Raw genomic sequence first — 21,139 nt, 5'->3', positions numbered from 1 at the left:
CCCATGTTGCATATCTTCTGTCCTCACTGCGGCGAACTGCGCTCCGAAGAGGAATTCCACGCATCCGGCCAGGCGCACATCCCGCGTCCACTGGATCCGAACAGCTGCACCGACGAGGAGTGGGGCGACTACATGTTCTTCCGCGACAACCCTCGCGGTCTGCACCATGAACTGTGGATTCACGCCGCCGGTTGCCGTCAGTACTTCAACGCCACCCGCGACACCGTGACCTACGAGATTCTCGAAACCTACAAGATCGGCACCAAGCCACAATTCACCGACAAGACCGATAGCCCGAAAGCGGCCAGCACGGCTCTGGGAGAGAAGGTATGAGCCAGATCAATCGCCTGTCCAACGGCGGACGGATCGACCGCAACAAAGTCCTGACGTTCTCCTTCAACGGCCAGAGCTACAAAGGCTTCGAAGGCGACTCACTGGCCGCTGCACTGCTGGCCAATGGCGTTGACATCATTGGTCGCAGCTTCAAGTATTCCCGTCCGCGCGGCATCTTCGCCGCCGGTGCCGAAGAGCCGAACGCCGTGCTGCAGATCGGCGCTACCGAAGCCACGCAGATCCCGAACGTACGCGCCACGCAACAAGCGCTGTACCAAGGCCTGGTCGCCACCAGCACCAACGGCTGGCCAAGCGTGAACAACGACATGATGGGGATCCTCGGCAAGGTCGGCGGCAAGCTGATGCCGCCGGGCTTCTACTACAAAACCTTCATGTACCCGCAATCGTTCTGGATGACTTACGAGAAGTACATTCGTAAGGCCGCCGGTCTTGGCCGTTCGCCGACCGAGAACGATCCGGACACCTATGACTACATGAACCAGCACTGCGACGTGCTGATCGTCGGCGCCGGCCCTGCGGGTCTGGCCGCTGCACTGGCGGCTGCACGCAGTGGCGCCCGGGTGATCCTGGCTGATGAGCAGGAAGAGTTCGGCGGCAGCCTGCTCGACTCCCGCGAAAGCCTCGACGGCAAGCCTGCACTGGAATGGGTCGCCAGCGTCATCGCCGAGCTGAAGAACACCCCGGACGTGCTGCTGTTGCCGCGCGCCACGGTCAACGGCTATCACGACCATAACTTCCTGACCATTCACGAGCGCCTCACCGATCACCTCGGCGACCGTGCCCCGATTGGCCAGGTGCGTCAGCGCATCCACCGCGTTCGCGCCAAGCGTGTCGTACTGGCAACCGGTGCTCACGAGCGTCCGCTGGTCTACGGCAACAACGACGTGCCGGGCAACATGCTGGCCGGTGCTGTCTCGACGTATGTACGCCGTTACGGCGTGGCGCCGGGCAAGAAGCTTGTCCTGAGCACCAACAACGACCACGCCTACCGTGTGGCCCTGGATTGGCTCGACGCCGGCCTGCAAGTCGTGGCCGTCGCCGATGCTCGCAGCAACCCGCGTGGGGCGCTGGTGGAAGAAGCACGCGCCAAGGGCATCCGCATCCTCACCGGCAGCGCCGTGATCGAAGCCCGTGGCAGCAAGCGCGTGACCGCTGCCCGCGTGGCCGCGATTGATGTCAAAGGGCACAAGGTCACCAGCCCTGGCGAATGGCTCGAGTGCGACCTGGTCGCCAGTTCCGGCGGCTACAGCCCGGTGGTTCACCTGGCATCGCACCTGGGTGGCAAGCCGATCTGGCGTGAAGACATCCTTGGTTTCGTACCGGGTGAAGCACCGCAGAAACGCGTGTGCGTCGGTGGCATCAACGGCGTCTATGGCCTGGGCGATTCCCTGGCAGACGGTTTTGAAGGCGGCGTGCGCGCGGCCAGCGAAGCCGGTTTCGGCCCGGTCGAAGCGACGCTGCCCAAGGCCCTGACCCGTCTGGAAGAGCCGACCCTGGCGCTGTTCCAGGTGCCCCATGAAAAGAACACCGCACGGGCGCCGAAGCAATTCGTCGACCTGCAGAACGACGTCACCGCCGCCGCCATCGAACTGGCGACCCGCGAGGGCTTCGAGTCGGTCGAGCACGTCAAGCGCTACACCGCGCTGGGCTTCGGCACCGACCAGGGCAAGCTCGGTAACGTCAACGGCCTGGCGATTGCCGCCCGTTCGCTGAACGTGACCATCCCGCAGATGGGCACCACCATGTTCCGCCCGAACTACACGCCGGTGACATTCGGCGCCGTGGCCGGTCGTCACTGTGGGCACATCTTCGAGCCGGTGCGTTTCACCGCACTGCATCACTGGCACCTGAAAAACGGCGCCGAGTTCGAAGACGTCGGTCAGTGGAAACGTCCCTGGTACTTCCCGAAATCCGGTGAAGACATGCATGCCGCGGTCAAGCGTGAATGCAAAGCCGTGCGCGACAGCGTCGGCCTCCTGGACGCGTCGACCCTGGGCAAGATCGACATCCAGGGCCCGGATGCGCGTGAGTTCCTCAACCGCATCTACACCAACGCCTGGACCAAGCTCGATGTGGGCAAGGCGCGCTACGGCCTGATGTGCAAAGAAGACGGCATGGTGTTCGACGACGGCGTGACCGCCTGCCTGGCCGACAACCATTTCGTCATGACCACCACCACGGGCGGCGCCGCACGCGTGCTGCAATGGCTGGAGATCTACCAGCAGACCGAATGGCCAGACCTGAAGGTGTACTTCACGTCCGTGACCGACCACTGGGCGACCATGACCCTGTCCGGGCCGAACAGCCGCAAGCTGCTCAGTGAAGTCACCGACATCGACTTGAGCAACGAAGCCTTCCCGTTCATGACCTGGAAAGAAGGTCTGGTCGGTGGCGTGCCGGCGCGGGTGTTCCGGATTTCGTTTACCGGTGAGCTGTCGTATGAAGTCAACGTGCAGGCCGACTATGCGATGGGTGTGCTGGAGAAGATTGTCGATGCCGGCAAGAAGTACAACCTGACGCCCTATGGCACCGAAACCATGCACGTGCTGCGGGCCGAGAAGGGCTTCATCATCGTCGGTCAGGACACCGACGGCTCGATGACCCCGGACGACCTGAACATGGGCTGGTGCGTGGGTCGCACCAAACCGTTCTCGTGGATCGGCTGGCGTGGCATGAACCGCGAAGACTGCGTGCGTGATCAACGCAAACAGCTGGTCGGCCTGAAACCGATCGATCCGACCAAATGGCTGCCGGAGGGTGCGCAACTGGTGTTCAACACCAAGCAAGCGATCCCGATGACCATGGTCGGTCACGTGACCTCCAGCTACGCGCACAACTCCCTGGGCTATTCGTTTGCCATGGGCGTGGTCAAGGGCGGCCTGAACCGCATGGGCGAGCGTGTGTTTGCGCCACTGGCGGACGGTAGCGTGATCGAAGCGGAGATCGTTTCTTCGGTGTTCTTCGATCCGAAAGGCGAACGCCAGAACGTTTGACGGCCTCGGGCCCTGTGGTGACTGTGCCGCCGCTATCGCGAGCAGGCTCGCTCCCACAGGGGAACCCGGTCAAATGTGGGAGCGAGCCTGCTCGCGATAGCGGTAGACCTGCCACCACATAGGCCGGAACCAACAGAATTCAGGAAAAGGTGCTTTATGACCGCAGCCAATGTTTACCAACAACGCCCAACCTCCGGGGCCAAGGCCGAGTCGTCGCTGCATCATGCCGACCTCGCCAGCCTGGTGGGTAAGGGTCGCAAGAACGCCGGCGTGACCGTGCGTGAGAAAAAACTCCTCGGTCACCTGACCATCCGTGGCGATGGCCATGACGCAGCGTTCGCTGCCGGCGTGCACAAGGCCCTGGGCATTGAACTGCCGGGCGCGCTGACCGTCATCGTCAAAGGCGAAACCAGCCTGCAATGGATGGGGCCGGATGAATGGCTGCTGATCGTGCCGACCGGTGAAGAGTTCGCCGCCGAGAAAAAACTGCGTGAAGCGCTGGGCAAGCTGCACATCCAGATCGTCAACGTCAGCGGCGGGCAGCAGATCCTCGAACTGAGCGGCCCGAATGTGCGCCAGGTGCTGATGAAGTCCACCAGCTACGACGTGCACCCCAACAACTTCCCGGTGGGCAAGGCGGTTGGCACGGTGTTCGCCAAGTCGCAACTGGTGATCCGTCACACCGCCGAAGACACCTGGGAACTGCTGATTCGTCGCAGTTTCTCGGATTACTGGTGGTTGTGGTTGCAGGATGCAGCTGCGGAATATGGCCTGAGCGTTCAGGCCTGACCACAACCGACCTTGCAGGAGCGAGCTTGCTCGCGATGGACTTGAGAGCGGCGCGTCGTATCAGTGAGAACGCGTCATCGTTAACGTCCATCGCGAGCAGGCTCGCTCCTACAGCAAGCCGTTTCGCTTATCGATGTCTCAGGAGTCACCGCACTATGAGCCGCGCCCCAGACACATGGATTCTGACCGCTGACTGCCCCAGCGTCCTCGGCACGGTGGACGCGGTGACGCGCTTTCTGTTCGAGCAGGGCTGCTACGTCACCGAACACCATTCCTTCGATGACCGGCTTTCGGGCCGTTTCTTCATTCGCGTGGAATTCCGTCAGCCCGACGGTTTCGATGAGCAGTCTTTCCGCGCAGGCTTGCAGGCCCGCGGTGAAGCCTTCGGCATGGCCTTCGAGCTGACCCCGCCGCACTACCGGCCGAAAGTGGTGATCATGGTGTCCAAGGCCGATCACTGCCTCAACGACCTGCTCTACCGCCAGCGCATCGGCCAGTTGTCGATGGACGTGGTTGCCGTGGTGTCGAACCACCCGGACCTCAAGCCCTTGGCGGACTGGCACCAGATTCCGTATTACCACTTCCCGCTGGACCCGAACGACAAGCCGTCCCAGGAGCGTCAGGTCTGGCAGGTGATCGAAGAGTCCGGCGCCGAACTGGTGATCCTTGCCCGCTACATGCAAGTGTTGTCGCCGGAGCTGTGCCGCAAACTCGATGGCAAGGCGATCAACATTCATCACTCGCTGCTGCCGGGTTTCAAGGGCGCCAAGCCTTACCACCAGGCCTACAACAAAGGCGTGAAACTGGTCGGCGCGACCGCGCACTACATCAACAACGACCTCGACGAAGGGCCAATCATCGCCCAGGGCGTCGAGGTGGTGGATCACAGTCATTACCCGGAAGATCTGATCGCCAAGGGACGGGATATCGAAGGCCTGACCCTGGCGCGGGCCGTTGGTTATCACATTGAGCGACGGGTGTTCCTCAACGCCAATCGTACGGTCGTTCTTTAGATCGCCATCGCTGGCAAGCCAGCTCCCACAGGGTTTTATGTCGTTCGCAGAGTTTGCGTACACCCCGTCCACTGTGGGAGCTGGCTTGCCAGCGATGTGGCCCTTACAAGCAAGACAAGAAACAGCATCTGTACCCGAGCACTTAACGCGCTGCCTGCCTGGGCAACGCGGTTCCATAAAAACAACAGCGAGGTGAAAGCATGTCTGGCAATCGTGGTGTGGTGTATCTCGGCGCTGGCAAGGTCGAAGTACAGAAAATCGACTATCCGAAAATGCAGGACCCGCGCGGTCGCAAGATCGAGCACGGGGTCATTCTCAAAGTGGTTTCCACCAACATCTGCGGCTCCGACCAACACATGGTGCGCGGCCGTACCACGGCACAAACCGGCCTGGTGCTGGGCCACGAGATCACCGGTGAAGTGGTCGAGAAAGGCAGTGACGTCGAGAACCTGAAAATCGGCGACCTGGTGTCCGTGCCGTTCAACGTGGCTTGCGGGCGCTGCCGTTCCTGCAAGGAAATGCACACCGGCGTGTGCCTGAGCGTCAACCCGGCCCGTCCGGGCGGTGCTTATGGTTATGTCGACATGGGCGACTGGACCGGTGGCCAGGCTGAATACGCCATGGTGCCGTACGCCGACTTCAACCTGCTGAAACTGCCCGATCGCGACCGGGCCATGGAGAAAATCCGTGACCTGACCTGCCTTTCCGACATCCTGCCGACCGGTTACCACGGCGCCGTGACGGCGGGCGTTGGCCCAGGCAGCACCGTGTACATTGCGGGCGCTGGTCCGGTTGGCCTGGCGGCTGCCGCTTCGGCTCGCCTGCTGGGCGCCGCTGTGGTGATCGTCGGTGACGTCAACACCGTGCGCCTGGCTCACGCCAAGGCCCAGGGTTTCGAAATCGCCGACCTGTCCCTGGACACCCCGCTGCACGAACAGATCGCCGCGCTGCTGGGTGAACCTGAAGTGGATTGCGCCATTGACGCCGTAGGCTTCGAAGCTCGCGGCCACGGCCATGACGGCGTGAAACACGAAGCCCCGGCCACCGTCCTCAACTCGCTGATGGGCGTGGTACGTGTGGCCGGCAAGATCGGCATTCCTGGCCTCTATGTCACCGAAGATCCGGGTGCCGTCGACGCCGCCGCGAAATTGGGCAGCCTGAGCATCCGCTTCGGTCTGGGCTGGGCCAAATCCCACAGCTTCCACACCGGCCAGACCCCGGTGATGAAGTACAACCGCCAGCTGATGCAGGCGATCATGTGGGACCGCATCAATATTGCCGAAGTGGTGGGCGTGCAGGTGATCAGCCTGGATCAGGCGCCGCAGGGCTATGGCGAGTTCGATGCCGGCGTGCCGAAGAAGTTTGTGATTGATCCGCACAAGATGTTTAGTGCGGCGTAAAGCTTCTGGCAAAACAAAACGGCGACCTTCGGGTCGCCGTTTTTTGTTCGTTTATGTTGAATTTCGTCTTACGTCACTTTGTCGTTTGGATAAATTATCCAGCCACGTTTTGTTGACTAACGCCTGCTGATAAGAAGGTAGCTCGCTTGCTCCATAGTTCGGAGGAGGTAAGGGGGCAGAGTAGGGAGGGGAAGGATCGAACGTGGATCCACTGCTGCTGATCGAGTTAATGGATTGATTGCTGCCATAGAGTGGTAATAATTGGCCAGATTGTCCCACTTCAAAGATATTCCCCATGCGCCGTGTATGGATCGGTCTCGGGGATACGTTAGGGCTGTCACCTGGAAATGTAGTTAAGGACTCTTGTGAGGCAGCAGAGCGGGGCGCACCCGGGTGGCGCGCTTCCGTACCGGCAAACGCCAATCTGTCTTGGGTCGTCCACGCAGGGGTCTTGGCGCCGGGATAGGGGCTAAGCGTATTTGCCAAGGGGTTTTGAAAGCCCGTCGCCGTATGAGATGCAACTCTGGGCGAACTGAGGCTGGAGCGTGCATTCTGGATATCCTGCATATTGCTTCTTCTTAATCCAAAAAATCGCAGGGCGGCTCTCACAAAGTTCCAGGCATGCCCTGTCGGATCCATGCGATTCACCGGATCCCCCACGCAATACGCATACGCATTTGCCCCACCCTTCCCAAATGGACTCCAACTGTCCGGACTGTTAAACCGCATCAACACCGTATTGAACGCTCGATAACCATTACCCAGGAAATACCAACCCGTAAGCGGATCCCGCCGTTCGCCGTTGAAACCGAGCAGGCTGAGCAAGGCGTTCTGCCAATGACGATGCCCGTAAGGTGTGTAGGCCAGCGCATGCCGGGCAACGGCGTCCAGCAGGTTCAGCACCGAACGTTGCTGGTCCGTGGCCAGGAGATGGGTGTGCACGGCGGTGGTTTGGCGCTCTCGCTGCGCGAGCAGTTGATCCTCGTGCTGCATGATCGAACGCTGCACGGCGCCCTGGATCTCGGTGGTCAGGCGGTCTTTCAGGTAGAAGCGCTGAGCGCTTGCCTGCGCCGAGGGCGTGCTGGCGGCCAGTCGATCCAGCGGGTCGTAGTGGTAGCGGCACAACACGGTGCCGCGATTGGACGGCATGGTGAGGGCTCCCTGAAATATCCGGCCATTCAGGGTTTCACTGTGGCGCAATCGGCCAGGGCTGCCTACTAGCAGAACTGATAGTAGAGCTGTACTTGCGCAGTGTTCACAGGTCCTTGTGGCGAGGGGCCATTACAACGCCGCCAACGCCCCCTGATACAACACCGGCCCTGTCGGTTGCCCGGTCGGCGAGCCGCCCTTCGGCTCCAGACTGACCGCCAATGCAATCGGTTTGCCGATCAGTGCTTTCTGCGCGTCGCTCAGTTCAACCTTGCCTTTGCCGCCCGCCGGGATCACCCCGAGGGAAACCGGTTTGCCGTCGGCCGGTATCGCCCACAGTTCCAGGCTTTGCTGCGGTGTGATCGCCGCCAATGCCAGCGGTTCGACTTGCAGGTAATCGGCGTGCGCCTGGACCCGTAATGCCGGCTGCGCATCGGCGCTGGCCAGGGTTGCGCTGTAGCGCACGTCGTCGCGGGTGTAGATCATGCCGATGGTCACGGCAATCACCAGCGAGGCAATCGCCGCTGTTGCCCGCAGCCAGTTCCAGAACGGGCGTTTGTGCGGCAAGTGCAGGACCTGCGGTTCGATGCGCGCGGTAATGCCTTTCCACACGCGATCCGGCACCGGTTGCTCAGGCAGCGTATCGGTGAGGCTGGCAAGGCTTTGCTGCCATTGCGCCAATTCCACGCGTAGTGCCGCGTCTTCCAGCAGCAGTTGTTCGAAGCGTCGACGCGCGGCCGAGGGCATCAGACCGATGGCGTAATCGGCAGCGAGGGCGCGGCGCAGGGATGGCGTTTGATAGTTCATGATTCGAGGCACCTGCGCAGGCGTTCCATGCCACGGCGGATCCAGGATTTCACCGACCCCAGCGGCGCCGCCAGGTGTTCAGCCAGTTCGGCGCCGGACATTCCCTGAAAGTAGGCGATGGTGATCGATTGGCGCTGCATGCCTTCGAGGCTGTCCAGGCAGCGCTTCAGGGCGCTGGCCTCGCGTGCACTGCTCAACTGTTCGTGGGCCGATGGGGTTTCATCCACCAGTGATTGTTCTTCGAGATCGCTCAACGGCCGATCACGGTGTTTGCGCAGCTGGTCGATGGCCTGATTGCGGGTGATGTTGATCATCCAGGTCAACGGCGCCGACAGATGCGGTTCGTAGCGCGAGGCGTTGTTCCAGATCCGCACGAAGCTTTCCTGCAGCACTTCTTCGGCCAGGTCCGGGCGCCCCATGAAACGCAGGGCCACGCCATGCAAGCGCGGGCCTACGCTGCGGTAAAGCGTCTCGAACGCGCGGCGGTCACCCAGTGAGCACTGGGCCAGGAGCTGCCTGAGCTGATCGGCGTCGGCGATGGAAATAGCGGTTCTCCAGGCAATCAAGTCGGCGATGGTCGGCGGCGTAGGGTGCCGGTTGCAGGCAGAGGTTAGTTCACGGTGCGCAGTTGTTCCATTCACCAGCGGATACCCCGGAAAAACCGCCGGCCCCCAGGCACGGGGCCGGCGACATGGCTCAGCTTTTCGGCATCAGGACTTTGTCGATGACCTGAATTACGCCGTTGGACTGGTACACGTCATAGGTGGTGATGTCGGCGACGTCGCCTTTTTCATCCTTGATCGTGATGTTGTGCGGGCCGTTCATCGTTGCCCATAGCTTGCCGCCCGCGACGGTGGTGAGTTCGGTCTTGCCGCCGCCTGCCTTGATCTTCTCGGCCAGGGTCATCATGTCGAGTTTGCCGGCGACCACGTGGTAAGTGAGGATCTTGGTCAGGGTGGCTTTGTTTTCCGGTTTCAGCAGGGTGTCGACGGTGCCGGCGGGCAGGGCGGTAAATGCCGAATTGACCGGAGCGAAAACGGTGAACGGGCCTTTGCCCTTGAGGGTGTCGACCAGACCCGCGGCCTTCACGGCGGCGACCAGGGTGGTGTGGTCGGCGGAATTGACCGCGTTATCGACGATGTCTTTGCTCGGCAGCATGCTTTGGCCACCGACCATCACGCTGTCGTGGCTCATGGTGGCGGCTTGCGCGGTGGTGGTCAGGGCGAAGGTGCCGCCAAGGGCCAGGGTCAGCAGGCTGGCAATCAACGGTGTTTTGATCGAGGTGCGTATCATGGTGATGATCCTTTTGGGGGAGAATCGGCCAGGAATGTCTGTCCGTGCTTGATATACGGGCGTGGGGGCAAGCTGGATGCAGCACCGGGAAAATATTGTGATGAACCTGATCCCTGTAGGAGCGAGCCCGCTCGCGATGGACTCCAGGACAACGCGTTGACTCAGGAAGTACGCGTTATCGTTGGCGTCCATCGCGAGCAGGCTCGCTCCTACAGGGGGCGGGAACAATGTCGGGGGATACCAGTCCAACACACAGCTTTTCACCGCCCACTGCCGGGCGGTTTTTCATAGGGGATGTCTGGATGAGGATTTCACGCGCTTTTGCACTGGCTTCGTTGATGAGTCTGGCGGCCAGCCCGGTCTTCGCTCAGTTCAGCCTGGGCGATGCCGCCAATGCCATTTCGGGGATGCAGGGCGGTAACGCCGCCACTGATGCTGCACCGACGCCGCAGACAGCCGACCTGCTGGGCGCGCTCAGCCAGTTGAACGTAACCCCGCAACAAGTGATCGGTGGCACCGGAGCGATGCTGGCGTTGGCGAAAAATCAGCTGAGTTCGACCGACTATTCGGAACTGGCCAAGAGTGTGCCGGGAATCGACAGCCTGTCGGGTGGTGGCGAATTGGGTTTGCTCACCGGTTTGCTCGGTGCAACCGGCAAGGCGGCAGGGCTGGATAATGCCTTGGGCAACGTCAAGGACACCAACGACTTGAACAACGCCTTCAGCACGCTGGGCATGGACAGCGGCATGGTCGGTATGTTTGCCCCGGTGATCCTGCAATACCTCGGTCAGCAAGGTGTTACCGGTTCGCTGTTGCAAAGCCTGGGCGGCATCTGGGGGACTGGCATCGGCACCGGCAGTTGATCAACGGCTCTCGCCGCGCAATGCGTCGATGCGCCGGTCCTTCTCGATCCAGAGCTGGTTGACCCAGTTCTGGATGTCTTCGCGAAACTGCGGATCGTTTTCGTAATCGCCCTGCCACAGTGCCGGGTCGAGTTCGCGGGTCTTGATGTCGATGATGACCCTTGGCACGTTGCCGCTGATCAAATCCCAGAACCCCGGAATTCCCTGCTGCGGATACACCACCGTGACGTCGAGAATCGCATCCAGCTGTTCGCCCATTGCCGCCAGCACAAACGCCACGCCACCCGCCTTGGGTTTGAGCAGGTGAGTGAAGGGTGACTGCTGCTGAGCGCTTTTCGCTGCGGTGTAGCGAGTGCCTTCCAGATAATTGACCACCGTCACCGGCTGGCGCTTGAACAATTCGCAGGCCTGCCTGGTGATCTCCAGATCCTTGCCGGCCAGCTCCGGGTGCCTGGCCAGAAACGCCTTGGAGTAGCGCTTCATGAACGGGTAATCCAGCGCCCACCAGGCCAGGCCGAGGAACGGCACCCAGATCAGCTCTTTCTTGAGGAAGAATTTGAAGAAGGGTGTGCGTCGGTTCAGCGTCTGGATCAACGCCGGAATGTCGACCCAGGACTGGTGGTTGCTGATGACCAGGTAGGAGGTGTCGCGACGCAGGTCGTCACCGCCGCGTATGTCCCATTGAGTGGGGATGCACAGACGGAAGATCAGCTTGTCGATTTCCGACCAGCTCTCGGCGATCCACATCACTGACCAGGAGGCGTAATCGCGAAAGCGGCCGGGCAGGATCAGTTTGAGCAGGGCAAACACCATCAAGGGCCCGATCAGGATCAGGGTGTTGAGTAACAGCAGCAGGGTGACGAAACAGCCGGTGAGCAGGCGGCGCATAGGTAACTCTTGAAAGCGTTTGGGCGCGCCATGATAAGCAGCTTCGGGCGGCAGGCCAAATCGGCTGATGACGAATGTTTCACCCTTGGATGGGTAGGCTGGGTGGGAATATCAGGCCCCATCACGATGTTGATGGCACCGGTCCCTTCGCGGGCAAGCCCGCTCCCACGGTGGATTGCGGTGTTTTTGAGTCACACAAGACCCTGTGGGAGCGCGGCTTGCCCGCGAAGCGATTTCAAGAACGAACGAATTGCCCGCTGAGGGTCTAAAATTTCGCTGCCCCATTTATCCAGGACGCCCATCACGTGAAATCCTTCCTCGCACTGTTGTCCCTTTTAGCCCTGCCGGTGCTGGCCGCCGAGCCCACCCTGTATGGGCGTTACGAATACATCGCGCTGCCGGAAATCGGCGGTGAAGTGCTCAAGGCGAAAATGGACACCGGCGCCCTGACGGCGTCGCTGTCGGCCAAGGACATCGAAACCTTTACCCGAGATGGCGAGAACTGGGTGCGTTTCCGCCTCGCTACCAAGGATGCGAGCAACAAGGTCTACGAACACAAGGTCGCGCGGATCAGCAAGATCAAGACCCGCTCCGAAGAGGACGAAGACGAAGAAACCGCCGCGCCGACTAAGCGCCCGGTGGTCGAGCTGGAATTGTGCCTGGGCAATGTCAAGCGCACGGTTGAGGTCAACCTGACGGATCGCAGCAACTTCAACTATCCGTTGCTGATCGGCGCCAAGGCCTTGCGCGAGTTCGGTGCGGCGGTGAATCCGGCGAGAAGGTTTACGGCGGACAAGCCGGATTGTTAAGAAGGTAAGGGAATAAATATTGGCGTTGTCATCTGCGGGTTCCGGATATCCCGATGCTCACAAGCGGGCGATCAGGATCGCCCGCTTGTGTCATTGACTTGATACTCGATGGATCTTCCTTGGAAGGCGGCTTGGTTTAGCGAATCCCAGGTCGACGTATGTTTGCAATATTCGGGTTGGTGGTGGGGGCTGTCAGGCGGGGCCTCGGGATTCGTAGGGGGGGATTGGCAGCTCCAGAGCCATTCGTATTGGATGAACGGGGCAAGTTAGACGTATTCATTTCAATGTTCTGTACATTACTTGTATGAGTAGGGTTTCGTTGGGGGGCTGTGGCAGGTGTTGTTGGTGGGTCAACACGGCCGGGTGTCGGAACTTGCCTTCTCGATATCGGGCGAGGGGTTGCGGAGTGCCTAAAGCTGTACATTCCTCCGAGTCCAACGCCTAATAAAAGGCTTGATCCAAGTAAAAGTGCTGTGTTTGAGGTTTCATCCAACTCAACGGTTGTCTCTACTATAAGCCCGGCTGCACCGGCTAATGCCGCCATTGCCGAAGCATGGAACATTGGGGGTCTCTGCAGGCGACTGCCAATTTGCCTGAGCGACGCCAGAAATGAAAAATGCCCGGTCGGATCGCGTCGTCCAATCGGATCGCCCTTGCAGTACGCATACGTATTCAACCCGCCCTCCCCAAACGGACTCCAACTATCCGGACTGTTGAATCGCATCAACACCGTATTAAACGCTCGATATCCATTACCCAGGAAATACCAACCCGTGAGCGGATCCCGCCGTTCGCCGTTGAAACCGAGCAGGCTGAGCAAGACGTTCAGCCAATGATGCCCGTAAGGTGTGTAGACGAGCGGATGCCGCTGAGTGGCGCCGAGCAGGTTCAGCACAGAGCGTTGTTGGTCCGTGGCCAGGAGCTGGGTTTGCACGGCGGCGGTTTGGCGTTCTCGCTGCGCCAGCAGGTGATCCTCGTGCTGAATGATCGACCGCTGCACGGCGCCCTGGATCTCGGTGGTCAAGCGGTCTTTCAGATAGAAGCGCTGAGTGATTGCCTGCGCCGAGGGCGTGCTGGCGGCCAGTCGATTCAGCGCATCGTAGTGGTAGTGGCACAGCACAGTGGCCTGATTGGATGGCATGGTGAGGGCTCCTGAAATACCCGACAAGTCAGGCTTTCACTGTGGCGCAATCCGCAAGGGCTGCCTACTGGCAGAACTGATAGGGTCACAACGCTACCAGCGTTCTCTGATAGAACGCTGGACTGTTGGCGGCCAGGTTGGCGAATGGCTTTCCAGTTCAGAACGGATCGCAGCAGCGCCAACTATCTCTTACGTATTTGAGGAACTTCATGAATTGCCGGTATGGAGGCAACAGTTGGTTGTTGATGCCACGTTTCAATTAATTTTTTTGCTTCATTGACTTCCCTGTTGAATTTAACTGAATTGGCCAGTTCGAAGGCTTTTATAATCTTCGGTACTGGCATTGTTTGACTGTGGGTGAGAACTTTGTGCCCTGATGTCAGATTGCGTAGCGTGTTGGTCTGTTCTGGAGGTGTGATGTAGAGGTGATTATTAACTATCTCGTAAATAGGCCTGCTATCTGAATTTATCGTGGCGGTGTATAGAGTTAATTTGTTTTGTGAGAGTTTTGCCAAGTCGATGGGTTTTGCTGTTTTGGTGTTCAGCTTCTCTACCATGATTTCGCCGTTGTAGTTCAATTCTGCGCCGTTGATTATGTCGTTTATTTTTTGCTTGTGAAACTTTCCAGGGTGCCTGACGCCGATCATATTTTTCACTCCTTTAAATAAGCTGGTTATAAAGGAATGGCCTGTCGGGTCCACTCGGTTGAGTGGATCGCCATTGCAGTACCCATACGCATTCAATCCCCCCTTGCCAAACGGACTCCAACTGTCCGGACTGTTAAACCGCATCAACACTGTGTTGAATTGCCGATACCCGTTGCCCAGGTGGTAGTCCCCGGTCAGCGGGTCCGGTTGTTCGCCGTTGAACCCGCGCCGGCTGAGCAGTCTATGGAGCGCTGGATGATGGCCATAAGGGGTATAAGCGATGGGATGAGGCCCGGAGGCGTCGAGGGCGTTGAGCACGGAACGTTGCTGATCGGTCGTCAGTAACGTAGCGGTCACGCTTGCTTCGAGATGATTTCGTTGCGCCAGCAGATGGTCGCCGTGCTGAAAGATGCTCCAGCGCGCACCGCCCTGGACTTCAGTGGTCAATCGGCCATCGCAATGAAAACGCTGGATGACCGGTTCTTGAGGCAGTGTGCAGCCGCTCTGACGGTCCAGCGGGTCGTAGTGGTAGCGGCACAGCAGGGTTGCATGAGGTGGATTGGGCATGGGTTGAGCTCCGTGCAGGGGCCGGTTGGCCGAACCTTGAGCATCGGAGCTTTTTCAGTGTTTGCCCACTAGCAGAACTGCTAGTGCGTTAGCGTCGGCAGGTTAAACCTTCGGCATCGTGGCTATCATCGAAGGCCGCTGGCTCACCTCGAAATACCACGCCGCCAGCTGCGGATTCGTATCACGCCAAGCCAGGTCCGGATGGCGCAAGTCCAGGTAACCCAGGGCACAGGCCACGCTGATCGCCGCCACATCGAAATGGCTAGTCAGTTCGGCGATCGCGTCTTTTTCCAGCAAAGCCAGGGCGCGGCGGATTTTGTCGCGCTGACCGTCGAGCCATTCATCCCAGTGTTTTTCCGGGGCGCGCAGGGCCACTTCGTAACGGATCAGAACGGCGGCGTCCATGATGCCGTCCGCCATGGAGGCCAGCGTCAGGCGTCGCCAGCGGGCGGAGCCCTCACGGGGAATCAGCGGGTTGCCGACGTGCTGGTGGTCGAGATAGTCGAGGATCACCCGGCTGTCGTGGATGACGTTGCCGTCGTCCAGACGCAGCGCGGGGATCTTGCCCAACGGGTTGTCTTCGTTGAGGGTCAGGTCGGGACTGACCGGCGTCAGTACGCTGGTCTGCAAGGCCACGCGGTCCTGTTGACCGGTTTCGTGCAGCAGCACCATGACTTTACGCACGAAGGGCGAGAGAGGGTTGTGGTACAGGGTCATGCTCGGGGTGGACATGGCAGTGACTCGGTCGGTGGCGGTGTCACGCAGCATAACGTGTGGAGGCGATAGCTCAAGATCACCGTCACCTGCAGGAGCGAGCCTGCTCGCGAAAAACCTGAGCGCGCCGAGCGGTGTCAGGTGCCCGGCGTCATCGTTATCGGCCATCGCGAGCAGGTATTGCGTTTTAGCTGGCGGGTTGCAGCGTCTGCGCGGCTTCAGGTCCTGAAACTGCCTGTGGCTTGAGCTCACGAGCAACGGTCCAGACGATGAACGCTGCCACGATGTCGAAAATCGCCAGCACCACGAACAGCGGGCTGTAGCCGATCTTGGTCACCATCACGCCAAACACCAGGGTGAAGGCGGCCGCACCCAGGTAGCCGAACATACCGCCCATGCCCGTGGCGGTGGCCACTTCGTTTTTGCCGAACGAGTCGGAGGTGATGGCGTACAGCGCGCCGGACAGGGTCTGGTGAGCGAAACCACCGATGCACAGCAACGCAATCGCGGTGTAGGGGCTGGCGACCAGGCCGATGCACGCCGGGCCGATCATGCACGAGGCGCCGAACAGCAGGACCATTTTGCGCGAGGTGAACAACGACACTTTGCAGTATTTGTGGAAGAACGGGCTCAGGTAGCCGCCGAGCACGCAGCCCAGATCAGCGGCGAGGAACGGCAGCCAGGCGAACATCGCGATTTCCTTGATGTTCATGTGGCGCTCGGTCATCAGGTACAGCGGAATCCACGCGTTGAAGGTCTGCCAGGCGGGCTCGGAGAGCATCCGGGCGCTGGCGATGGCGTAGAAGTTGCGGCTGCCGATGATCTTCTTCCAGCTGCCCTTTTTGTGGGTGGTGTCTTTGAAGTGATCTTCCTGGCCGCTGAGGATGTAGTCGCGCTCTTCATCGCTCAGGCGTTTTTGATCGCGCGGATGTTTGTAGAGGATCATCCACAGGAACGTCCAGGCCACGCCCAGACCACCCACGATCAGGAACGCCAGCTCCCAGCCGCTGTGCAAGATGGCCCAGACCACCAGAGGCGGCGCCAGCACGGCGCCAATCGACGAGCCGATGTTGAACCAGCCGATGGCCACCGAGCGCTCTTTGGCCGGGAACCATTCAGTGGAAGTCTTGACCGCCGCCGGCAAACCGGCCGCTTCCGTCAGGCCGAGCAGGCCGCGGACAAACGCCAGTCCCTGCCAGCCCGTCGCCAGTGCCGCCAGCGCGCAGGCGATCGACCAGGCGAAGGCAAAAATGGCGAAGCCCATTTTGGTACCGATGGCATCAATGATGTAGCCGGCGACCGGTTGCATGAACGCATAGCAAAGCTGCCAGGCGACGACGATGTGCGAGTACTGCTCGGTGGAGATGTTCATTTCGCTCATCAGGGTCGGAGCGGCCACTGAGAGGGTATTGCGCGCCAGGTAGTTGACCATCAGGCCGGCGGTCACCAGACCGACCATCCACCAACGGATGCCTTTGACTTTCATCACTTCACCATTCTTTATTTTTGGATTTTTTGGTGTTGCCGTTGTTGTAGGTTGTCGTACAACATGCGTCTTTATAGAAGCACACAGGCTAAAGTGTCAACAAATATGTCAGAGGATTTGCAGTGTGAGGCGACCGGCGGAATAGAGGGTCATCGTATGACCTGTAGGGGCGAGCCTGTCGAATCGTCGCACCGTCGCGATGGTCGTCAACGATGACGCGGGGAGCCTGATGCCCCGCGGCGTATTCGAGTGCACCGCGAGCAAGCTCGCTCCTACAGGGGGGGCGCGTCAATTGCGTTGCAACAACCCTCGCAGGCCAAGCGCAGCGGGGATGCCGAGGCCCAGCCAGCTCAGGGCGTCCCAAACGCCATCGCCCAGCAGCGCGGCAAACAACCCGGCGGCGCTGAACAGAGCGATGACGGCGGGAGTCGCGAAGACCTTCCAGAAGTTCGACTGCCGGGGCCTCATGCCATGCTCTCCGCTTTTTCCAGCAGCGGTTTCGCGGCTCTGCGCCGTACCACCCAAAGGTAAACCCCGCTGCCGAGCACGATGATCGTCAGCACATCCAGGGTCGCCCAGAGGATTTTCATCGGCAGGCCGCCGTAGTCACCGAAGTGCAGTGGCTGCGACATGCCCATGGCGTCCATGTACCACGGGCGTTCGGCCACGGCTGTGACTTGCAGGGTGCTGGCATCGATCAGCACTGGCGTCAGCAGGTGCGAAGTCAGGTGCGTGCTGCCTTTCATGAACACCGCGTAATGGTGCTCGCTGGAGAAGCGGGTGCCGGGGAAGGCGATGAAGTCTGGCTGCATGTCTGACGCGACTTCATTGGCGATGTCCAGCAACCGGGTAGCGGGCGCCCGTTGTGTCAGCGGCGGTGCATCGCGGTACGGCGCGATCATTGCGCTAAGGCTGTCGTTGCGCCAGGCGGCGATCAGCAAGTCGGCGCAGGCGCTGATGACCCCGGTCACGCCGACCACCAAGGCCCAGGTCAGGGTCACGACACCGATCAGGTTGTGCAAGTCGAGCCAGCGCAGGCGGGTGGATTTGTCCTGGCGCACGGTGGCGAATTTCAAGCGCCGCATGAAGGGCAGATACAGCACGGTGCCGGAGATGATCGCCACCACGAACAGGATGCCCATGAATGCCAGCAGCAACTTGCCCGACAGCCCGGCGAACAGGTCCACATGCAGGCGCAGCAGGACCATCATCAAGCCGCCGTTGGCCGACGGCATCTCCAGCGCCTGGCCGGTGCGGGCGTCGAGCATGAAGGTGTGAGACGAATTCGGTTCGGTTCCGGCCGTGGGCGCCATGATCGCGATCACAGCGTCGGGCTCATCGTCCTCGAAACCGAAATACTGCACGACGTCGCCGGGGCGATGCTTTTCGGCGGCCTGCACCAACTGCTGCAAGTTCAGGTGCGGGGTGTCCTCAGGGATTGCCTTCAGCTCGGCGGCGTCGCCCAGCAAATGGTCGATCTCGTGATGGAAAATCAGCGGCAGGCCGGTCAGGGCCAGCATCAGCAGGAACACCGTGCAGATCAGGCTGCTCCAGGTGTGCACGGCGGACCAGCGGCGAATTGTTTTGCTTTTCATTTCATGGCCTTCGGAAATACCGAAGCCGTCCATGGAGGACGGCCTGGTTGTGGGGCAGGTCAGGTCACGCCCTTACCACTTGTAGTTAACGCTGGTCATGACGTTGCGGCGGTCGCCGTAGTAGCAATAGAAGCCGTCACAGGTTGAGATGTATTCCTTGTCGAATACGTTATTGGCATTGACGGCAACACTGACGCCCTTGAGCGTATTGTTCAGACGGCCCAGGTCGTAATGAACAGCGGCGTCATAGACGGTGTAGGAATCGGTATGGCCGTCTGATTTATCGCGCACGAATTCCATGCTGCCAATGGCGATGTTGTCGGTCTCGCCGATGTAGCGCACGCCGAATCCAAGTCCAAAACCATCCAGCACGCCGGTATGCCAGGTGTAGTCAGCCCAGGCAGAGGCCTGGTTTTCCGGCGTCAGTGGCAGGGGGCGATTTTGGTCCAGGGGGCTGGTGACTTTGGTCATCCTGGTGTTGGCGTAGGTATAGGCTGCCGTCAATTTGAGGTTTTCGTTGACGTCGCCGGTGGCTTCCAGCTCGAAGCCACGCACCTTGGCTTCACCCAGTGGACGCGATACGCCAAGGGTGTCGCTGAGCACGATGTCTTTTCGCGTCAGGTCATAGGCGGCGGCGGTGAACAGCATGTCGCTGCCTGGAGGCTGGTACTTGAGCCCCACTTCATATTGCTTGCCAGTGCCCGGGCGAAAAGCCTGGCCATTGGCACCACCTGCTTCGGCTTGAAAGGACTCGGCATAGGAGACGTAAGGGGTGAAGCCGGAATCGAACACATAGCTGAGGGCGGCATTGCCGGTGAAGGCGGTGTCGTTACGGGTGTCCCTGGCGTCGTTCAGGTTGTAGAAGGTCGAGTCGGTGTGCAGCCAGTCCTGTCGCCCGCCCACCGTCAGGCGCCAGTTATCGAGGGCCATCTGGTCCTGGGCATAGAGGCCTGTGTCATGGGTCTTCTGGTTGTAGTCATTGAACGCGGTGTAGCTGACGTTGCTGAAGTCCTGGCCGTAAATCGGGTTGATGATATTGCTGGTCGGTGCGCTGCCATACAGCCATTGGTAGTTGGTGTTGACGCGCTGATGGTCAAGTCCCAGCAACACAGTGTGCTTGAGCGGGCCCGTTTCAAAATCGGCCTGGACGTTGTTGTCCACGGCGAACTGGCTGATGTCTTCGTTGACGATGTTGGCGCCCCGGGCCACGGTGCCGTCGTCACTGACCGAACCATAAAACCCGCCCGCGGTGATGCCCTGGAAGGATAGATCGCTCTTGCTATAGCGCAGGTTCTGACGGAACTGCCAAACGTCGTTCATCCGGTGCTCAAAGGCATAACCCAGGGCGTAGTAAGTCTTGTCGTAGAACTCCCATTGCGGGTCGCCGAGGTTCTTGTGGTACTTCACTTCGCCGGCAGGCGATGAAAGCCTGGTGCCTTGCAACGGCAGAAACTGACTGGTGATGCCGGTATCGTCACGGTTGAACTGGCTGAGGAAGGTCAGTCGGGTATCGGGATCAATGTTCCAGGTCAGGCTGGGAGCGATGTTGTAGCGTTTGTCGTCGTTGTGCTCGATGGTGGTGTTGCTGTCCCGTACCACGCCGCTGACACGGTAGAGAAAGCGTCCGTCGTCGTCGAGCGGGCCGGTGCTGTCGAAGCTGATCTGCTTGCGCTGATAACTGCCGATCTGCAGTTGCACTTCGTTGCTGGCAAAGGCTTCAGGACGACGGCTGACCATATCGATCAACCCTCCGGGCGGCGTCTGGCCGTACACCGAGGATGCGGGGCCGCGCAGCAAGGCCACGCGCTCGAGATCCCAGGTTTCCATTTTCGGCATGGTGTAGGCGCCCTTGGGGAGCGGCAAGCCATCGAGAAATTGAGTCGGTTCAAATCCGCGTACCTTCAGCCACTCGGCGCGGCTGTCACTGCCGTAGCTGCTCGCGACGACACCGGGCATGTAACGGACGGCGTCATCCAGGTTCTGTACGGCGCGATCTTGCATCTGCTCGCGAGTGGCGACCGAAATCGAACGGGGCACTTCGGCCAGAGCCGTATCCGTCTTGGTCCCGGCCGCCGTGCGCTTGGCCAGGTAGCCTTGCACCGGTCCCCAGGCGTTTTCAGTGTCTTCTACGCCGATCACGCTGGTTGCCGGCAGGGCCAACGCGCCCTCGGGGACGGCCGCCAGACTGAAGGTGCCGGTGCCGCTCTGTTCCAGTTGCAGGCCGCTGCCGCGCAAGGCTTCACGCAGGGCGGCAGGGGCGTCGAACTGGCCTTTGACCGGTGCCGAGGTCTTGCCCGCCGCCAGCGACGGATCGAGCGACAACGCCAGGCCGGCCTGACTGGCGATCTGGTTCAGCGTGCTGGCCAGGGGCGCGGCCGGCAAGTCGTAGGCGCGAACGCTGGTCGCCTGTTCAGCGGCAAACAGTGGGCTGCTGGCCAGGGGGGCGCAAAGCGCAATGGCAACCGCCAGCAAACCGGGGCGCAACAAGGTGTCTGGGGAACGGGACATACGGCGGCTCCTGAAAGGGAATACTTCTCAATTGCCTGGGTGCCGAGCGAAAAGTGAAAAGTGATAGGGCGGGATGAAAATAATTTCGATTCAGTTATTTCGAGGTCATCGCGGACCAGCATG

General features: G+C 60.3%; 19 protein-coding genes. 7 read left to right on the top strand and 12 right to left on the bottom strand.

Going from position 1 to position 21,139, the window contains the following annotated elements; genetic code table 11:
• The first annotated feature begins 3 nt into the window (after positions 1–3).
• The 5 genes from ACGJAX_RS03905 to fdhA all read left to right on the top strand — a co-directional run bounded on the left by ACGJAX_RS03905 (position 4) and on the right by fdhA (position 6,549).
• Complete coding sequence (locus ACGJAX_RS03905; RefSeq protein ID WP_047534309.1) at positions 4–333, top strand: sarcosine oxidase subunit delta; 330 nt, start codon at positions 4–6, stop codon at positions 331–333.
• A complete protein-coding gene (locus ACGJAX_RS03900) occupies positions 330–3,347 on the top strand; it encodes a sarcosine oxidase subunit alpha (RefSeq protein ID WP_090325834.1) in 3,018 nt (1,005 codons plus the stop codon). Before ACGJAX_RS03905 ends, ACGJAX_RS03900 begins: the two co-directional genes overlap by 4 nt.
• 156 nt (positions 3,348–3,503) lie before the next feature.
• Positions 3,504–4,136, top strand: a complete 633-nt coding sequence (locus ACGJAX_RS03895; protein ID WP_090325831.1) for a sarcosine oxidase subunit gamma — start codon at positions 3,504–3,506, stop codon at positions 4,134–4,136.
• Between the two features lie 155 nt (positions 4,137–4,291).
• Positions 4,292–5,149 (top strand): formyltetrahydrofolate deformylase, encoded by an 858-nt coding sequence (gene purU, locus ACGJAX_RS03890; protein ID WP_047534304.1) that lies wholly within the window; start codon positions 4,292–4,294, stop codon positions 5,147–5,149.
• Positions 5,150–5,349: 200 nt separating this feature from the next.
• Positions 5,350–6,549, top strand: coding sequence for a formaldehyde dehydrogenase, glutathione-independent (gene fdhA, locus ACGJAX_RS03885; RefSeq protein WP_090325828.1), 1,200 nt, complete (start codon positions 5,350–5,352; stop codon positions 6,547–6,549).
• Between the two features lie 51 nt (positions 6,550–6,600).
• On the opposite strand, the gene ACGJAX_RS03880 is transcribed toward fdhA, so the two are convergent.
• The 4 genes from ACGJAX_RS03880 to ACGJAX_RS03865 form a co-directional block, all read right to left on the bottom strand.
• Positions 6,601–7,698 carry an RHS repeat-associated core domain-containing protein gene (locus ACGJAX_RS03880; protein ID WP_390957459.1) on the bottom strand — a complete coding sequence of 366 codons (1,098 nt, stop codon included), beginning with the start codon at positions 7,696–7,698 and terminating at the stop codon, positions 6,601–6,603.
• Positions 7,699–7,830: 132 nt separating this feature from the next.
• Complete coding sequence (locus tag ACGJAX_RS03875) at positions 7,831–8,505, bottom strand: anti-sigma factor domain-containing protein (RefSeq protein WP_248916665.1); 675 nt, start codon at positions 8,503–8,505, stop codon at positions 7,831–7,833.
• Entirely contained in the window at positions 8,502–9,146 is a 645-nt protein-coding gene (locus ACGJAX_RS03870; protein WP_090327580.1) for an RNA polymerase sigma factor, read from the bottom strand. Before ACGJAX_RS03870 ends, ACGJAX_RS03875 begins: the two co-directional genes overlap by 4 nt.
• A gap of 55 nt (positions 9,147–9,201) precedes the next feature.
• The gene (locus ACGJAX_RS03865) at positions 9,202–9,798 is read right to left on the bottom strand and encodes a fasciclin domain-containing protein (RefSeq protein WP_390957458.1); all 597 of its coding nucleotides are present in this window, start codon (positions 9,796–9,798) and stop codon (positions 9,202–9,204) included.
• Positions 9,799–10,100: 302 nt separating this feature from the next.
• Between ACGJAX_RS03865 and ACGJAX_RS03860 the strand changes: the two genes are divergently transcribed.
• Positions 10,101–10,661, top strand: coding sequence for a DUF2780 domain-containing protein (locus ACGJAX_RS03860; protein ID WP_390957457.1), 561 nt, complete (start codon positions 10,101–10,103; stop codon positions 10,659–10,661).
• On the opposite strand, the gene ACGJAX_RS03855 is transcribed toward ACGJAX_RS03860, so the two are convergent.
• Positions 10,662–11,549: an acetyltransferase gene (locus ACGJAX_RS03855; RefSeq protein ID WP_390957456.1), complete on the bottom strand. Its 888-nt coding sequence runs from the start codon at positions 11,547–11,549 to the stop codon at positions 10,662–10,664. It abuts the gene before it with no gap.
• A gap of 305 nt (positions 11,550–11,854) precedes the next feature.
• Between ACGJAX_RS03855 and ACGJAX_RS03850 the strand changes: the two genes are divergently transcribed.
• The gene (locus tag ACGJAX_RS03850; RefSeq protein ID WP_390957455.1) at positions 11,855–12,358 is read left to right on the top strand and encodes a RimK/LysX family protein; all 504 of its coding nucleotides are present in this window, start codon (positions 11,855–11,857) and stop codon (positions 12,356–12,358) included.
• A gap of 136 nt (positions 12,359–12,494) precedes the next feature.
• Here ACGJAX_RS03850 and ACGJAX_RS03845 read toward each other — a convergent pair whose 3' ends face one another.
• From ACGJAX_RS03845 to ACGJAX_RS03815, 7 genes are all read right to left on the bottom strand, one after another.
• Positions 12,495–13,499 (bottom strand): RHS repeat-associated core domain-containing protein, encoded by a 1,005-nt coding sequence (locus ACGJAX_RS03845; protein WP_390957454.1) that lies wholly within the window; start codon positions 13,497–13,499, stop codon positions 12,495–12,497.
• Positions 13,500–13,681: 182 nt separating this feature from the next.
• Positions 13,682–14,713 carry an RHS repeat-associated core domain-containing protein gene (locus ACGJAX_RS03840; RefSeq protein WP_390957453.1) on the bottom strand — a complete coding sequence of 344 codons (1,032 nt, stop codon included), beginning with the start codon at positions 14,711–14,713 and terminating at the stop codon, positions 13,682–13,684.
• Positions 14,714–14,815: 102 nt separating this feature from the next.
• Positions 14,816–15,445 (bottom strand): glutathione S-transferase, encoded by a 630-nt coding sequence (locus tag ACGJAX_RS03835; protein ID WP_248916661.1) that lies wholly within the window; start codon positions 15,443–15,445, stop codon positions 14,816–14,818.
• A gap of 169 nt (positions 15,446–15,614) precedes the next feature.
• Positions 15,615–16,913, bottom strand: coding sequence for an MFS transporter (locus ACGJAX_RS03830; RefSeq protein WP_090325807.1), 1,299 nt, complete (start codon positions 16,911–16,913; stop codon positions 15,615–15,617).
• A gap of 288 nt (positions 16,914–17,201) precedes the next feature.
• Complete coding sequence (locus ACGJAX_RS03825) at positions 17,202–17,381, bottom strand: hypothetical protein (RefSeq protein ID WP_090325805.1); 180 nt, start codon at positions 17,379–17,381, stop codon at positions 17,202–17,204.
• Complete coding sequence (locus ACGJAX_RS03820) at positions 17,378–18,508, bottom strand: PepSY domain-containing protein (protein WP_390957452.1); 1,131 nt, start codon at positions 18,506–18,508, stop codon at positions 17,378–17,380. Before ACGJAX_RS03820 ends, ACGJAX_RS03825 begins: the two co-directional genes overlap by 4 nt.
• Positions 18,509–18,580: 72 nt before the next feature.
• The gene (locus ACGJAX_RS03815; RefSeq protein ID WP_390957451.1) at positions 18,581–21,016 is read right to left on the bottom strand and encodes a TonB-dependent siderophore receptor; all 2,436 of its coding nucleotides are present in this window, start codon (positions 21,014–21,016) and stop codon (positions 18,581–18,583) included.
• Positions 21,017–21,139: the final 123 nt, after the last annotated feature.

The organism is Pseudomonas moorei, assembly GCF_042846945.1.
Taxonomy (GTDB): Bacteria; Pseudomonadota; Gammaproteobacteria; order Pseudomonadales; family Pseudomonadaceae; genus Aquipseudomonas; species Aquipseudomonas moorei.
The sequence above is the reverse complement of the archived record's forward strand: the minus strand, read 5'-3'. Positions and strand labels throughout refer to the sequence as shown.

Bases quoted from the DNA above. Each gene is read 5' to 3' on its own strand.
- ACGJAX_RS03905 (WP_047534309.1), top strand. From the start codon at position 4: ATGTTGCATATCTTCTGTCCTCACTGCGGCGAACTGCGCTCCGAAGAG.
- ACGJAX_RS03900 (WP_090325834.1), top strand. From the start codon at position 330: ATGAGCCAGATCAATCGCCTGTCCAACGGCGGACGGATCGACCGCAAC.
- ACGJAX_RS03895 (WP_090325831.1), top strand. From the start codon at position 3,504: ATGACCGCAGCCAATGTTTACCAACAACGCCCAACCTCCGGGGCCAAG.
- purU (WP_047534304.1), top strand. From the start codon at position 4,292: ATGAGCCGCGCCCCAGACACATGGATTCTGACCGCTGACTGCCCCAGC.
- fdhA (WP_090325828.1), top strand. From the start codon at position 5,350: ATGTCTGGCAATCGTGGTGTGGTGTATCTCGGCGCTGGCAAGGTCGAA.
- ACGJAX_RS03880 (WP_390957459.1), bottom strand. From the start codon at position 7,698: ATGCCGTCCAATCGCGGCACCGTGTTGTGCCGCTACCACTACGACCCG.
- ACGJAX_RS03875 (WP_248916665.1), bottom strand. From the start codon at position 8,505: ATGAACTATCAAACGCCATCCCTGCGCCGCGCCCTCGCTGCCGATTAC.
- ACGJAX_RS03865 (WP_390957458.1), bottom strand. From the start codon at position 9,798: ATGATACGCACCTCGATCAAAACACCGTTGATTGCCAGCCTGCTGACC.
- ACGJAX_RS03860 (WP_390957457.1), top strand. From the start codon at position 10,101: ATGAGGATTTCACGCGCTTTTGCACTGGCTTCGTTGATGAGTCTGGCG.
- ACGJAX_RS03855 (WP_390957456.1), bottom strand. From the start codon at position 11,549: ATGCGCCGCCTGCTCACCGGCTGTTTCGTCACCCTGCTGCTGTTACTC.
- ACGJAX_RS03845 (WP_390957454.1), bottom strand. From the start codon at position 13,499: ATGCCATCCAATCAGGCCACTGTGCTGTGCCACTACCACTACGATGCG.
- ACGJAX_RS03840 (WP_390957453.1), bottom strand. From the start codon at position 14,713: ATGCCCAATCCACCTCATGCAACCCTGCTGTGCCGCTACCACTACGAC.
- ACGJAX_RS03835 (WP_248916661.1), bottom strand. From the start codon at position 15,445: ATGTCCACCCCGAGCATGACCCTGTACCACAACCCTCTCTCGCCCTTC.
- ACGJAX_RS03830 (WP_090325807.1), bottom strand. From the start codon at position 16,913: ATGAAAGTCAAAGGCATCCGTTGGTGGATGGTCGGTCTGGTGACCGCC.
- ACGJAX_RS03825 (WP_090325805.1), bottom strand. From the start codon at position 17,381: ATGAGGCCCCGGCAGTCGAACTTCTGGAAGGTCTTCGCGACTCCCGCC.
- ACGJAX_RS03820 (WP_390957452.1), bottom strand. From the start codon at position 18,508: ATGAAAAGCAAAACAATTCGCCGCTGGTCCGCCGTGCACACCTGGAGC.
- ACGJAX_RS03815 (WP_390957451.1), bottom strand. From the start codon at position 21,016: ATGTCCCGTTCCCCAGACACCTTGTTGCGCCCCGGTTTGCTGGCGGTT.